The 13,003-nt window shown below is 68.5% G+C and carries 17 protein-coding genes; 6 read left to right on the plus strand and 11 right to left on the minus strand.

Annotation, left to right across the window (positions count from 1 at the left end; all coding sequences use genetic code 11):
• Positions 1 to 5 precede the first annotated feature (5 nt).
• The 9 genes from OV427_RS37255 to OV427_RS37295 form a co-directional block, all read right to left on the minus strand.
• Entirely contained in the window at positions 6 to 1,172 is a 1,167-nt protein-coding gene (locus tag OV427_RS37255) for an acyltransferase family protein (protein ID WP_267860987.1), read from the minus strand.
• A gap of 172 nt (positions 1,173 to 1,344) precedes the next feature.
• A complete protein-coding gene (rplI, locus tag OV427_RS37260) occupies positions 1,345 to 1,788 on the minus strand; it encodes a 50S ribosomal protein L9 (RefSeq protein ID WP_163999924.1) in 444 nt (147 codons plus the stop codon).
• A 26-nt stretch (positions 1,789 to 1,814) separates the two neighbouring features.
• Positions 1,815 to 2,228 carry a 30S ribosomal protein S18 gene (gene rpsR / locus OV427_RS37265; protein ID WP_267860988.1) on the minus strand — a complete coding sequence of 138 codons (414 nt, stop codon included), beginning with the start codon at positions 2,226 to 2,228 and terminating at the stop codon, positions 1,815 to 1,817.
• Positions 2,229 to 2,278: 50 nt separating this feature from the next.
• Positions 2,279 to 2,749: a 30S ribosomal protein S6 gene (rpsF, locus tag OV427_RS37270; protein ID WP_267860989.1), complete on the minus strand. Its 471-nt coding sequence runs from the start codon at positions 2,747 to 2,749 to the stop codon at positions 2,279 to 2,281.
• Between the two features lie 287 nt (positions 2,750 to 3,036).
• On the minus strand, positions 3,037 to 3,612 hold the full coding sequence (gene pth / locus OV427_RS37275) for an aminoacyl-tRNA hydrolase (RefSeq protein WP_267860990.1): 576 nt from the start codon (positions 3,610 to 3,612) through the stop codon (positions 3,037 to 3,039).
• Positions 3,613 to 3,690: 78 nt separating this feature from the next.
• Entirely contained in the window at positions 3,691 to 4,386 is a 696-nt protein-coding gene (locus tag OV427_RS37280) for a 50S ribosomal protein L25/general stress protein Ctc (protein ID WP_267860991.1), read from the minus strand.
• A 186-nt stretch (positions 4,387 to 4,572) separates the two neighbouring features.
• Positions 4,573 to 5,523, minus strand: a complete 951-nt coding sequence (locus tag OV427_RS37285; protein WP_267863531.1) for a ribose-phosphate pyrophosphokinase — start codon at positions 5,521 to 5,523, stop codon at positions 4,573 to 4,575.
• Between the two features lie 43 nt (positions 5,524 to 5,566).
• On the minus strand, positions 5,567 to 5,866 hold the full coding sequence (spoVG, locus tag OV427_RS37290; protein WP_163999935.1) for a septation regulator SpoVG: 300 nt from the start codon (positions 5,864 to 5,866) through the stop codon (positions 5,567 to 5,569).
• Between the two features lie 135 nt (positions 5,867 to 6,001).
• Positions 6,002 to 6,376, minus strand: a complete 375-nt coding sequence (locus tag OV427_RS37295; protein WP_267860992.1) for a DUF5658 family protein — start codon at positions 6,374 to 6,376, stop codon at positions 6,002 to 6,004.
• A gap of 207 nt (positions 6,377 to 6,583) precedes the next feature.
• On the opposite strand from OV427_RS37295, the gene OV427_RS37300 reads away from it, so the two are divergent.
• The 3 genes from OV427_RS37300 to hpt are packed head-to-tail and all read left to right on the plus strand — an operon-like array spanning position 6,584 to position 8,587.
• Positions 6,584 to 7,183: a thymidine kinase gene (locus tag OV427_RS37300; RefSeq protein ID WP_267860993.1), complete on the plus strand. Its 600-nt coding sequence runs from the start codon at positions 6,584 to 6,586 to the stop codon at positions 7,181 to 7,183.
• Positions 7,184 to 7,226: 43 nt separating this feature from the next.
• Positions 7,227 to 8,042, plus strand: a complete 816-nt coding sequence (locus OV427_RS37305; RefSeq protein WP_267860994.1) for a uracil phosphoribosyltransferase — start codon at positions 7,227 to 7,229, stop codon at positions 8,040 to 8,042.
• A gap of 11 nt (positions 8,043 to 8,053) precedes the next feature.
• The gene (hpt, locus tag OV427_RS37310) at positions 8,054 to 8,587 is read left to right on the plus strand and encodes a hypoxanthine phosphoribosyltransferase (RefSeq protein WP_267860995.1); all 534 of its coding nucleotides are present in this window, start codon (positions 8,054 to 8,056) and stop codon (positions 8,585 to 8,587) included.
• Positions 8,588 to 8,648: 61 nt separating this feature from the next.
• Here the strand turns inward: hpt and OV427_RS37315 are convergent, their stop codons facing one another.
• Entirely contained in the window at positions 8,649 to 8,951 is a 303-nt protein-coding gene (locus tag OV427_RS37315) for a hypothetical protein (RefSeq protein ID WP_267860996.1), read from the minus strand.
• A 240-nt stretch (positions 8,952 to 9,191) separates the two neighbouring features.
• Here OV427_RS37315 and aqpZ point away from each other — a divergent pair, with 240 nt between their 5' ends.
• The gene (aqpZ, locus tag OV427_RS37320; protein WP_267860997.1) at positions 9,192 to 10,019 is read left to right on the plus strand and encodes an aquaporin Z; all 828 of its coding nucleotides are present in this window, start codon (positions 9,192 to 9,194) and stop codon (positions 10,017 to 10,019) included.
• A 455-nt stretch (positions 10,020 to 10,474) separates the two neighbouring features.
• Positions 10,475 to 11,107 carry a LysE family translocator gene (locus OV427_RS37325; protein ID WP_267860998.1) on the plus strand — a complete coding sequence of 211 codons (633 nt, stop codon included), beginning with the start codon at positions 10,475 to 10,477 and terminating at the stop codon, positions 11,105 to 11,107.
• 10 nt (positions 11,108 to 11,117) lie between these two features.
• Here OV427_RS37325 and OV427_RS37330 read toward each other — a convergent pair whose 3' ends face one another.
• Positions 11,118 to 11,765 carry a hypothetical protein gene (locus tag OV427_RS37330; protein WP_267860999.1) on the minus strand — a complete coding sequence of 216 codons (648 nt, stop codon included), beginning with the start codon at positions 11,763 to 11,765 and terminating at the stop codon, positions 11,118 to 11,120.
• A gap of 94 nt (positions 11,766 to 11,859) precedes the next feature.
• On the opposite strand from OV427_RS37330, the gene OV427_RS37335 reads away from it, so the two are divergent.
• Positions 11,860 to 12,831 (plus strand): hypothetical protein, encoded by a 972-nt coding sequence (locus tag OV427_RS37335; protein WP_267861000.1) that lies wholly within the window; start codon positions 11,860 to 11,862, stop codon positions 12,829 to 12,831.
• Positions 12,832 to 13,003: the final 172 nt, after the last annotated feature.

Genomic DNA, 13,003 nt, shown 5'->3' on the forward strand with positions numbered 1-13,003 from the left:
GCGCGTCAGGCAGTATGCCCCGCCTCCGCGGTCCGGAGCGCGGTGCGTCGGGTGCCGCGCGGCTTCATCCCGAAGCACGGCCTCAGGAAGGGCACCCGCGCCACGGCCTCGGTCAGCCCCCAGGTGACGCCGAAGGACACGCCGAGCACCAGCCCGAACAGCGCCAGGGTGCTCACGGGAAGCCGTAGGAACGCGTAGCCCACGACGACGATGACCGTCTGGTGGAGGATGTAGAACGGATAGGACAGCTCCTGCGCGTGCTTCAGCCAGGGCCGGCGCACGTGGATGCGCGCCCGTGCCCAGGCCAGCGCCGTCAGGATGAAGAACCAGAGCGCCGCCTGCGCGCCGAGCACCTCCGGCACCAGGGGGAATTCGCTGTCCGGCATCATCACGGCGAAGAGCACGACGCTCGCCATCAGCAGCCCGCGCCGCCGCTCCACCAGGTGGTCCCACACGCGCGGGCAGCGGCCCAGCAGGTGCCCCAGGAGGAAGAGCAGGCCGTAGTGGCCGAAGGTCCTCGGGTCATCGAGGAGCGCGTGCGTCTCCGGGTGGTGGCGCAAGAGCAGCCAGTTGAGCGCGAGCGGTGCGAAGAGCCAGGCCACGTTCCACCCCCGGCACAGCCAGCCCTCCACCCGCGCGAGCAGCGCCTGCCCGCGCGCCGTGCCCAGCGCCGCGAAGAGCGGCAGCGCGAGCATGCAGAAGACGAAGAGGTACGCGACGAACCAGAGGTGGTGCCAGCTGAAGCTGCCGGCGGGGTAGGGCACGAAGTCGAACACCGACGGGTAGAACTCCGCGTAGCTCCCGTGGAAGCGGCCGCGGAACAACTGCTCGACGTAGATCTGCGGCGGCACCACCAGGAACATGCCGAACACCAGCGGCCCGAAGAGCCGCTTCACGCGGTCCTTCTCGAACACGCCCACCGAGCGCCGCCGCAGCGCCAGGGCCGTGCCCACCCCGGAGATGAGCATCAACAGCGGCATCCGGACGTGGTGCAGCACCTCCATGGGCGGCTCCAGCCACGTCAGCGCCTGGGCGCTCTTCACGTGCCAGTCCCACCGGTTGAACATCATCCCCGTGTGGAACAGGTGCAGCAGCAGGATGGCCACCACCCGGAGCCAGTCCAGGTCGGGGCGGTGCTCGTCAACGGCGTGCGGCGCGGCAGTGGTGCTCATGGGAGAGCCTCCTTCCACTCCGGGATACGCATGGCGCGCACGACGCTCCACGCGGATGTCGTGGGACGGACCGGGCGCGGCGCGAGCCGGACGGGAGGGGGCACGGGAAAAGCGAAAGGCCGCCCGGGTCTCCCCGGACGGCCTTCCGAACTTCAGCGACGAGTGGCGAGGACTACTCGGCCACCACGTCGACCTTGATCTTCGCCACCACGTCGCGGTGCAGCCGCAGCTCCACCTCGAAGTGGCCCGTCGACTTGATGGGCTCGGGCAGGTGGAGGGCACGGCGATCCACCGTCTGACCCTGGGCGGCAACGGCCTCGGCGATGTCCAGCGCGGTGACGGAGCCGAAGAGCTTGTCCTGCTCGCCGACCTTGCGCTTGATGGTCACCTTGATGTTGCCAATCTTCTTCGCCTGCTCCTCCGCAGCGCCCTTCAGCTTGGCGTTGCGGGCGGTGAGCACCGCCTTCTCGTGCTCGAGCTGGCGCATGTTCTGCTCGCTCGCGAGAACCGCCTTCTTGCGAGGCAGCAGGTAGTTGCGGCCGAAGCCGTCCTTGACGGTGACGAGGTCCCCGGACTTGCCGAGGTTGTCGATGTCCTCACGCAGAATGACCTTCATGTTCAGTCTCCTGTGCGGACCGGCGGCTAGCCGACCACCGCGTTGTAGGGGAGCAGCGCGATGCCACGGGCGCGCTTGATGGCCACCGCCACCTCGCGCTGGTGCTTCGCGCAGTTGCCGGAGATGCGGCGGGGGATGATCTTGCCGCGCTCGGTGACGAAGTACTTCAGCGTCGCCTGGTCCTTGAAGTCCACGGAGGCGTTCTTCTCCGCGCAGAAGCGGCAGACCTTCTTGCGGCCGAAGCCGCGGCCACCACCGCGCTTGTCGTCATCGCCACCCATCCCGCCGCCGCGGTCATCACGACCCCCGCGGTCGTCGCGGCCACCGCGATCACCACCGCGGCCGCCACCACCAAAACCACCGCCGCCGCCACCACCACCGAAGCCGCCGCTGCGGCCGCCCGGGGCAGAGCCCGTCTTGCTGTCAGTTCCGTTGCTCATGAGCGTTCTCGATTCCTGGGTTGGTCCCTAGGGAATTGACCCGGCGGCCCTCAGGCCTCCTCGGTCGACTCCTCCTCCGACTCGACTCCCGGCTCCTCGCCACCACGGAAGCCGCCCTCGCGCTCCGCCGGAGCGCCCGGACGGGTCTCCTCGACGTCGCCGGCCAGCTTCAGGTCCTCGAGGACCGGACGCGTCTCGGGATCCACCTCTTCGGCGATCTTCACGGAGATGTAGCGGGTGACCTCGTCGAGGTTGCGGAGGTTGCGCTCGATCTCGGCCACCAGCTTCGAGCCGCCCAGGTAGCTGGCGTGCACGTAGATGGCGCGGGGCTGCTTCGCCACGGGGAACAGGGTCTTCTTCTTGCCCCACACCGTGAAGCGAAGGAGCTTGCCGCCCTCACGACCAACGATGCCGCGGACGCGCTCCTTGAGCTTGTCCACGTTGTCGTCCGTCAGGTCAGGCTTGACCAGGAAGATGGTCTCGTACTCACGAAGCCGCGTCGCGGCCTGCGTCTCAGCCATGTTTTCTCTCCCCTTGGGGTCGAGTGCCCCCCGGACAATCCGAGGAGCGGGGAAACGGTCAGCAAAGCCAGGAGGCCCTGCCGCCGGGGACGGGAAACCGCGCGCCCGTCGCCTTCGCGCTACGTCCCGTGCTCGAACACGGGAAGCTGTGAAAGAACATCCCACCGGGCCTGCACCCGCTGGGGGAACGCGCCTTCTAGGAGGGGGCCCCCTCCAAGTCAAGCGGCCGGAGGGCCCGGCAGCCTGCCTGCCCCGCCTGGAAGTGCCAGGGCGGGCCCGGCTCGAGGCTACGCCTTCCGGTTGAACCGGTTCATGGCCACCGACAGCCCGTCCCGAATCCAGGTCTCCGTCACGTCCACCGAGCGGCCGATGAGCTCCTCCAACTGCCGGCGCTCCCCGTCGTCGAAATTGGACAGGACGTAGCCGGCCACGCGCTCGCGGGCGTTGGGGCCCTCCGGCTTGCCGATGCCGAAGCGCAGGCGGATGAAGCCCTCGTCGCCCAGGCTGGAGACGGTGCTCTTGAGGCCGTTGTGGCCGCCGCTGCCGCCGCCCGCCTTGAGCTGGAGCCGGCCGAAGGGCAGGTCCAGCTCGTCGTGGATGACGAGCACGTCCTCCACCGGCACCTTGTAGAAGCGCGCCGCCTCCGCCACCGAGCGGCCCGACAGGTTCATGTACGTCTGGGGCTCCACGAAGAGCACGCGCTCGCCGGCCAGGGTGCCCTGGCCCACCTTCGCGGCGAACTTCTCCTGGTTGAGCTGGGCGCGCGCCCGCGGCAGCAGCGCCTCCACCACCATGAACCCGATGTTGTGCCGGTTCTGCTCGTACTCGCGCCCCGGGTTGCCCAGCCCGACGATGAGCTTCATGAGAGGCTCCGAAACGAGAACGGGGCCAGCCCCTGCTTCGGGCCAGCCCCGCTCCAGAAGGGTTGCGTGGGAAGAAGACTACTTCTTCGCCGGGGCCTTCGCCGCTGCGGCCGGAGCCGCCGCCGCCTTGTCGCCCGCCTTCGCAGCCGCCGGAGCCGCCGCCGCCGCCGCCGGAGCCGCCGCGGCCGCCGCCACGGGGGCCGCCTCGGCCGCCTCGGGCGCGCTGAGGACCGCCACCGTGTAGTTGACGTTGGTCTTCACGGACACGCCCGCGGGGAACTTCACGTCGTTGACGTGGAGGGCCTCGGCGATCTTCAGCGGCGTCACGTCCACCTCGATGCGCTCGGGGATGGCGTTCGGCAGCGCCCAGACCTCGAGCTCGCGGCGAATCTGGGTGAGCAGACCGCCGTCGGCCACGCCCGCGGCCTTGCCGACGAGCGTCAGCGGGACGTTGACCTTGACCTGCTCGTTCTCACGCACGGCGATGAAGTCGACGTGGAGGATGTCGCGGGTCAGCGGGTCCATCTGGTAGTCCTTCAGGAGGACCTGATGGGTGTCCGCGCCCAGCTTGATCTGGATGAGGGTGTTGAACTTGTGCGGGGTGTTGATGGCGACGCGGACCGACTTGGGGTCCACGGCGATGTGCACCGGCTTGGCCAGGTGCTTGCCGTAAACCACGGCGGGAACCACGCCCTTCGCGCGCAGGCGGCGGGCAACGCCCTTGCCGGAACCTTCACGCGCCTGGGCCTCGAGGGTGGTCTTGTCGACGGACATGGAAATGCCTCACGAAAGGGGACTGCGGTTGCCACTGGCCACCCTGGCGCCCTCGGCATCCCGCCCCAGTGGCGGGCCCCGAAGACGGCGCCCTGGTTGAGGGAGCCAATGGAGGAGGCTGCACATGCCAGCCGGAGGGCCCGGAGTCAAGCCGTCCGGCAGGCGGGCGCGTCCAGGCCCAGGCGCTCAGACGAAGAGCGAGCTGAGCGAGTCCGCGCGGTGGATGCGGGCGATGGCCTCGCCGAAGAGGCGCTCGGTGGTGAGCACGCGAACCTTGGGGCAGGACTGCGCCGCGGGTGACAGCGGCACGGTGTCCGTGAAGACGACCTCCTCCAGCACCGAGTCGGTGAGCCGCTGGATGGCCGGGCCGGAGAGGATGGGGTGGACGGCGTAGGCCACCACCCGGCGCGCGCCCTTGGCCTTCAGCGCGGCGGCCGCCTGGGTGAGCGTGCCCGCGGTATCCACCATGTCGTCCACCAGCACGGCGTCCTTCCCATTAACATCGCCGATGAGGTTCATCACCTCGGAGGCGTTGGGGCGCGGGCGGCGCTTGTCGATGATGGCGAGGCCGGTGTTCAGCCGCTTCGAGTACGCGCGGGCGCGCTCCACGCCACCGGCGTCCGGCGAGACGATGACGAGCTCCTGCGAGTCGGGGAAGCGCTTGCGCAAATCCTCCAGGAACACCGGCGAGCCGTAGAGGTGGTCCGAGGGGATGTTGAAGAAGCCCTGGATCTGCCCGGCGTGCATGTCCATGGACACCACGCGCTCGACGCCGGAGGACTCCAGCAGGTCGGCGATCAGCTTCGCCGTGATGGGCGTGCGCGGGGCGACCTTCCGGTCCTGCCGGGCGTAGCCGTAGTAGGGGATGACGGCGGTGATGGAGCCTGCGCTCGCCCGCTTGAGGGCGTCGCACATGATGAGCAGCTCCATCAGGTGGTCATTCGCCGGAGGACACGTCGACTGCAGCACGAAGATGTCGTGACCGCGGACGTTCTCTCCTATCTCGACGTGGATCTCCCCGTCGGAGAAGCGACCGACCTCCGCCTTGCCCAGAGGGCGCTTGAGGTACTCGCAAATGCGATGCGCCAGGCCGGGATTCGAGTTCCCGGCGAACACCTTGAAGTCACGCGGCTGCATGGTGGGGCCGCTGACTAACCTGGACACGGGTGGAAGGGAAGTCCTAGTCCATGTCAGCCGGCGCTGAGACGAGCATCCCGGCTTGCGCCTGGTGCAGGTGTCTCTCGTACTCAATGAGGATGACGCGCTCCATCTGGCTGCGCGTATCCGCGTTGAGCGGGTGGGCTATATCCTTGTACGTCCCATCCTTCCGTTTCTTTGCCGGCATCGCGATGAACAGCCCGGAGGAGCCGTGGATGACCTTCAAATCGCGAATGACGAAGCAATGATCCAGGGTGATGGTGACGTACGCCTTGAGCTTGTCCTCTTCGACCGGAAACACCCGGACGTCGGTGATGTTCATGGTCCCCCCCCGAACCCGAAAGGTCGGAGCTGAAGGGAAGCCTGGGACATACCGGGTGTAAAATGCAAGCGGGGACCCGAGTGACCCGGGTCCCAATGTTCAATTCACCCACAGTCCAGTGCTCTACCGGTGGAGTCAGTGAAAGGCACCGGGCCAGTGCAGGACCAGGTGGGTCAGGAAGGCCAGGTGATAGACGACGATGATGCCGTAGACGACGGCGCCCGCCCGGATGGCGATGCGGCTGGCCTTCAGCCGCCGGTGGAGGCACAGCAGCCACAGGCCCGCGTTCACGATGACCAGCTTGGAGAACATGAAGACGAGCGGAGACTGCTCGTACGCCACGCGCATCAGCGGGTTGAGCTCCTCCGCCACCCCGAGCTGCAGGAACAACAGGGTGAACAGCCCGTCCATCAGGTTCAGCATCAACAGCGCCACCGACGCGGGTGACACGTAGAACGAAGCCCTGCTGGCCCACGCCGCATCCTGCGTCTGCTCGATTGTCGCCGCCATGCCCGCCTCCCACGCCCGTCCACCGGAACCGGGAGCAGTCCCTTTCAAGAGGCTTGCCAGCGCCGCGCGACGCGGCCTGGAGCGGGCGGGCGAGCGGGCTCATACGGGGCGTGGAGGGCGTGTGGGATGGGCGCGTTGAAAGTTGACTCCCCTGGGGGTGTGGCAGACTATCCGCGCCCCTTCCGGCCCCTCTCCGCGAGCGCTTCCTTGCATCAATTCCCCAAAGATATCGGGTGGATAGAGGTCATCTGTGGCTCCATGTTCTCCGGCAAGACGGAGGAGCTGATCCGCCGCGTCCAGCGGGCCCTGTACGGCAAGCAGAAGGTGCAGGTCTTCAAGCCGCGCATCGACAACCGGTACGACGACACGGCGGTGGTGAGCCACTCGCAGCTCAAGGTGACCTCCACCCCCATCGACCGGGCTGAAGAGATTTTTTACCGGTTGGCCGCGGACACCCAGGTGGTGGGCATCGACGAGGTGCAGTTCTTCGGCGCGGAAGTGGTGGCGGTGGTGCAGGCGCTGGCCAACAAGGGCCTGCGCGTCATCTGCGCGGGGCTGGACCAGGACTACCAGGGGCGGCCCTTCGAGCCGATGCCGCAGTTGATGGCGGTGTCCGAGTACGTGACGAAGGAGCTGGCCATCTGCGTCGTCTGTGGGAATCCGGCCAATCGCTCCCAGCGGCTTGTTTCCAGCGGGGAGCGCGTGGTGGTGGGCGCGGCCGGGGCGTACGAGCCGCGCTGCCGCAAGTGCCATGTCACGGAGCCGACGGAAGGCACGCCGCCGCAGACGCTGAAGCTGTTCGACTGAAGGACACGTGTCGTCCGCCTGACGGGCGACAGGAGCCGACCGGATGCGCGACACCCTGTACGCGAACGTGCCCTTCAAGCTGAACGAGATGACCCACCACTATGGACCGCACGTCCACCTGGTGGGAAATCCGTTCCTCCTCTCGCAGCTGGCCACGTTGTGTTCGAAGGGTGTCATCCAGCCGCAGATCAACCGGCTGGTGGAGCAGCTCTACGCCGACCTGGTGAAGACGGTGGTGAACGCCGAGTTCCCCCGGAAGATGGTGAGCCTGCCCACCCGGATGATTGATTACACCCCGCAGGGCCTCTACCAGGGCGAGGTCATCGACCCGCAGGTGCGCGTGGTGACGGTGAACATCGCCCGCGCGGGCACGCTGCCGTCGCAGGTGACGTACGACTTGATGAACACCACGGTGGACCCGTCGCTGGTACGGCAGGACCACATCATCATGAGCCGGATGATTGACGCCGCTCAGGCGGTGGTGGGCTCGGAGATTGGCGGCGCGAAGATTGGCGGCGACGTGGACGACGCCTTCGTGCTCTTCCCGGACCCGATGGGGGCCACGGGCGGCAGCCTGTCCACGGCGATTTCGCTCTACAAGTCGAAGGTGCCGGGGCGTCCCCGGCGCATCATCACCCTGAACCTCATCGTCACGCCGGAGTACCTGCGGCGCATGACGACGGAGCACCCGGACGTCATCATCTACGCGCTGCGGTTGGACCGGGGCATGTCCCCGCCGGAGGTGTTCGGCACGGAGCCGGGCGCGCTCTGGGAGCAGGAGCGGGGACTGGATGACCGGCAGTACATCGTTCCCGGAGGTGGCGGCTTCGGGGAGATCATGAACAACGCCTACGTGTAGTGGAGGAGCCCTTGGCGTTCTACGAGCAGCAAGTCGGCGTGATGATTTCCGAGGAGAAGTTGCAGGCTCGCGTGCGGGAGCTGGCCGCGGAGATTACGCGCGACTACGCGGGCAAGGACCTGACGCTCATCTGCGTGCTGAAGGGCTCCGTGTTCTTCGCCATGGACCTGGCGAAGAACATCGACCTGCCGGTGAAGCTCGAGTTCCTCGGCGTGTCCAGCTACCAGGGCGGCACGGAGTCGACGGGCGAGGTGCGCATCACCACGGACGTGAGCAAGCCCATGGCGGGCAAGCACCTGCTCATCATCGAGGACATCATCGACACCGGGCTCACCATGCAGTTCCTGCTGGAGAACCTGCGTGCCCGGCACCCGGCGTCCCTGAAGCTGTGCTCGCTGCTGGAGAAGCCGGCGCGGGCCCGGACGAAGGTGGACATCGACTACAAGGGCTTCGTCATCGATGACCACTTCGTCGTGGGCTACGGGCTCGACTACGCCGAGGTGTACCGGAACCTGCCGTTCATCGGCGTGATGAAGGGGAAGTAGGCCCCTTCCCGGCTGGGAGGCGCGCGCCCGGAGGCGGCGCGCCTTCATGACCCCTGGAGCGCTATAGCGGGCAGAAGGTCTGCGACGTGCCCGGGCAGTAGGTCTCGACGTTGTCGCAGACGACCGAGCAGCTCGTCCGGCCCGGGATGCACAGGGTGTTGCTGCGCTTGCAGCCGATGGAGCCGCCGGACGGGCAGGTGATGCGAACGGTGTCACAGCCGGGAGGCCCTGCCTCGTTCCCGGGCTCGGAACGGAGCGCCGCGGCATCCTGGGCCGGGTTCGTGTCGCTCGGGGACTCCGGGCTGGAGGCGGGGCCACAGGCGGTCAGGGCCAGCAGCGCGAGCAGGCGGACTGCGTTCTTCATGCGAGCACCTCGGGGTAGGGGAGACGTGCGAGCGTCATTCCGAGGATTCCGAGCGTCAACGGTTTTATGGGTCGGCGGAGCGCCGAGGGCTCCTCGCGGGCGCCGCCCCCCGGGCATGGAGCGGTGGCTTCTGTTGCCATGTGGTTGCACATGCACACCGTCCTTGAGGGGACTGCTCGTGCCGTGAGGCGCCAGCCGTGGGCAACCGTGGCGCGGGCCATCGCGGAAGAGAGGCTGCGCATGCCTGCATCCATGGTGAAGTCCGCTCCGGCGCGCGCCGGTGGCGAAGAGGCGCTCCGGAAGTATGTGGCGGAGCTGATAGGCACTTTCGTGCTGGTGCTGGGAGGTGTGGGCGCGGCCGTGCTGGCGGGGGAGCGCATCGGCTTCCTTGGCGTGTCGCTCGCGTTTGGCTTGTCGCTGCTGGCGATGGTCTACACGGTGGGGCCCATCTCCGGCTGCCACGTCAACCCGGCGGTGACGCTGGGGCTCTTGCTCACGGGGAAGATGGAGTCCCGCCACGCGCTCGGCTACGTGGTGGCCCAGTGCGTGGGAGCCATCGCCGCGGCCGGGGTGGTGCTGCTGATTGCCCGGGGGGTACCGGGGGGCTACTCGGCGTCCGTGGAGGGGTTGGCGTCCAACGGCTTCGGCGCCGCGTCGCCCGAGGGGTACGGCATGGGCGCGGCCTTCCTCACCGAGGTGGCGCTCACCTTCCTGCTGGTGCTGACGGTGCTGGGGGCCACGGATGCGCGCGCGCCCGTGGGCTTCGCGGGGCTGGCGATTGGACTGGTGCTGGCGCTCATCCACCTGGTGGGGATTCCGGTGACGAACACGTCCGTGAATCCGGCGCGCAGCCTGGGGCCGGCGCTGTTCGCGGGCGGGCTGGCGCTGAGCCAGTTGTGGCTGTTCATCGTGGCACCGCTGCTGGGGAGCGCTACCGCCGCGGCCGTGTACCGCACCGTGTTCCGCCCGGTGGTGCCGATTACGGCCAGGACGGCGGAGCGGGCCACGGAGCGCGAGCGGGCGGAGCGGGTGGCGAGCAACCGGACGGACACCCAGGTTCCGACCTGAGTCGGCACGTGGGGGCGGCCCGCACGGAATGACGTGACCCGGGCCGCGCTCCCCGGGCGGGCAGCCGTGGAAGGAACGTTCATTCCGTCCGGCTGGCGGCAGAGGGGAGTGCCGCGATTCGGGCCGCCTCCCCCCGACGGTCGCCGTGGAAGGAACGTTCCTTCCGGCAGTTCGCTGGCAAAGGGGAGTGACGTGACTCGCGCCGCCTCCCCCCGACGGTCGCCGTGGAAGGAACGTTCCTTCCGGCTGGCTGCCAGCGGAGTGGAGGCACCTGCGGCGTCTCGAGTGAGACGGAATCGCGGTTCCGGACGGAGCACGCGGCCTGGAGCGCGAGCACCCGCTTGCACGGGCCGGTGCGCTTCACGGGACGCTCGTGCGGGCGTATACGGCAGACGTGGGACGCGGCCGAGGTGTCCCGCACCTCGCTCCGGGTGTCACGGAGTGGAGCCACCGCCATGCTCTTCGACCCGACCCGCCTCGCCGCGTTCATGCTGGCCGGCATCGCGCTCACTCTCACCCCGGGGCCGGACACGATGTACGTGCTGGCCCGGAGCCTCGGCCAGGGCCGCTCCGCGGGCGTGGTGTCCGCGCTGGGCATCGCCACCGGGTGCCTGTTCCACATCGCCGCGGCGGCGCTGGGACTGTCCGCGCTGCTGGCGACGTCCGCCATGGCCTTCACCGTGGTGAAGTGGGTGGGTGCCGTCTACCTGGTGTGGATGGGCGTGCAGATGCTGCGCCGCAATGCGGGCCCGGAGGTCGTGCAGGGACTCCAGCCCACGAGTCTGTGGCGCAACTTTCGCGACGGTGTCGTCACCAACGTGCTCAACCCGAAGGTGGCCCTGTTCTTCCTCGCCTTCCTGCCGCAGTTCGTGGACCCGGCCCGGGGCTCCACGGGAGCGCAGTTCGTCGTGCTCGGGTTGCTGTTCGACGTGACGGGGACGGCGTGGCTCATGTTCCTCGCCGGTGCTGCTGGCGCATTCGGCGCGTGGCTGCGGCGCAACCCGCGCGTGGCCGAGGCGCAGAAGCGCGTGACGGGCGCGGTGTTCATCGCGCTCGGGGCCCGGCTGGCGCTGCAGGGACGGGAGTAGCGGCTTCGCTTCAGAAGATCGTGGTGACGACGAGGTACGCCACGTAGACCGCCCAGGGCAGGGCGACCAGGACGCTCAGGAGGTTGAGCAGTCCGGCCCAGAGGGGGTAGCGCTCGCGCCAGGGCAGGAGCAGGAACTGGCCTCCGGCCAGGATGGGCATGGGCAGGAGGTTGATGGCCGCCAGCTTCGCGCTCAGCAGGCCCCAGACGCGGAGCAGCTCTCCGTTGCGGAGCAGCGCGACGAGGCGCTCGATGCGGCCCGGGAGGGCGGAGAGCTCGAAGGGCAGGGTGAATCCGTGGACGAACTGGTGGAGGCCCTCGGTGGCGCCCAGGCAGACCATGGCGATGGCGACCTGGGTGACCCATGGCAGGAGGATGACGGCGCCGTGCATGGGGAGTGAGAGCTGCTGGAGCCGGTTCACCTTCGGTGCGTCCGCGGGCTCTTCCGTGAAGCCCACCGCGCTGGCGATGGCGAAGGGGCGGAAGGCCCAGACGATGCCACCCAGGCGCCCGGTCAGCAGGACGGGGCCGATGCCCAGGTCCACGAGCACGGGCCGCGCGCCCAGGGTGCTCGCCACCGCTGCCTGGGCCAGGGCCCAGAGCACGTTGACGGCGAAGAAGAGCAGCCAGAGCCAGAGGAAGGGGACGAGGCGGTCCATGGGGTGCCTTCCGTTCTACCACGGTGGGGAGACAGTGCTTCCGGGCCTGGAGTAGCGCGTTGCAACCCTGATACGCCTTCATGGCGAGGGCAGCATGGGCTACGGCGTCGTCAGTCATCTTTGGATTCATGGGAACCCGGACGGCACCACCGTCAGCCAGTGGCTGGACGTGGCGCTCAGGACTTCATTCCAGAGCGGGTACGAGTTCGAAACCGTGGTCGCGGATGCGTACCGTTTCGGGCCGGCGCTGACGCTCGTCGACGTGCAGCCCCTGGGGAAGTTGACCCGGAGCAGGTCTGCTTCCAAGGCGGCTGAGGCCGGATCGAAGACCGACTTCCTGACCCGAGTGGCCGAGCTCGCGGCCGGGACGGGACTCCGGTGCACACGCATCTGGATGGGTGACCTCGGAGACATGTCCTGGGAGCTCGAGGTCACCGGCACGGGAGCGCGCCCCATCGGAGCCCGCATGCAGGACGCGGAGTTGTCCACGCTCGGGCCGCGAGGCTGGAGCGAGGACTCCAAGAGTCCCTCGGTGGCCCGGGACATCATTCGAGGCGTCGTCAGCCTGCCGCTCGTGGAGGTCCATCACTACATCGACTGGGCGCTCGCCACCCGGGATGCCATCGAGAAGAGCGCGCCGGTCGAGGGGTTTGATTCAACGCTCATCGCGCGGCTGCTCTCGACCCGCTATCTGGTCTGGAAGGGCAGGGCGCTCCAGAGGGTCATGACGGCGGAGGAGATGGCACCCGAGCTCGCTGGAGCTCTGCGGCTTCGCACGGCACGGAGTCTCGTGCAGCCGGTCCTGGTCTGGAGTCTCGTCGTGACGGTGGCCGTCATCGTGCCGGCCGTGCTGTACCACTTCATCTTCGCCCCGCCCGTGGAGGGCCCGAAGGTGGGGCTCGTGCTCGGCGGCCTCATCACTTCCTTCTGGCTCCTGTTCTCGCTGGTGGGGTTCGACGACTTCAAGGGAGCCCCGGTGCGCTGGCCGCGAAGGGCGGCGCTCCTCGTTGGCGGCGAGCTGGCGATGGCCTTGCTGATGTGGGTGGTGCACGGCGCGCCGTCCTGAAGTGTGCAGGTGCGGCGTCCGGATGGGCCGGCACTCACGGCACCCGCGTTGTGGCGCGGACACTCCTCTCGGACGGCGGCGCAGGTCTGCCTTCCGCGTAGAACCTGATTAACGGCACGCGCGTTACTTCCTGCAACCACAACGTCCGTTCACGAAGGGCGGACACGCAGGA

Origin of the sequence: Pyxidicoccus sp. MSG2, from assembly GCF_026626705.1 — a bacterium.
Lineage (GTDB): Bacteria > Myxococcota > Myxococcia > Myxococcales > Myxococcaceae > Myxococcus.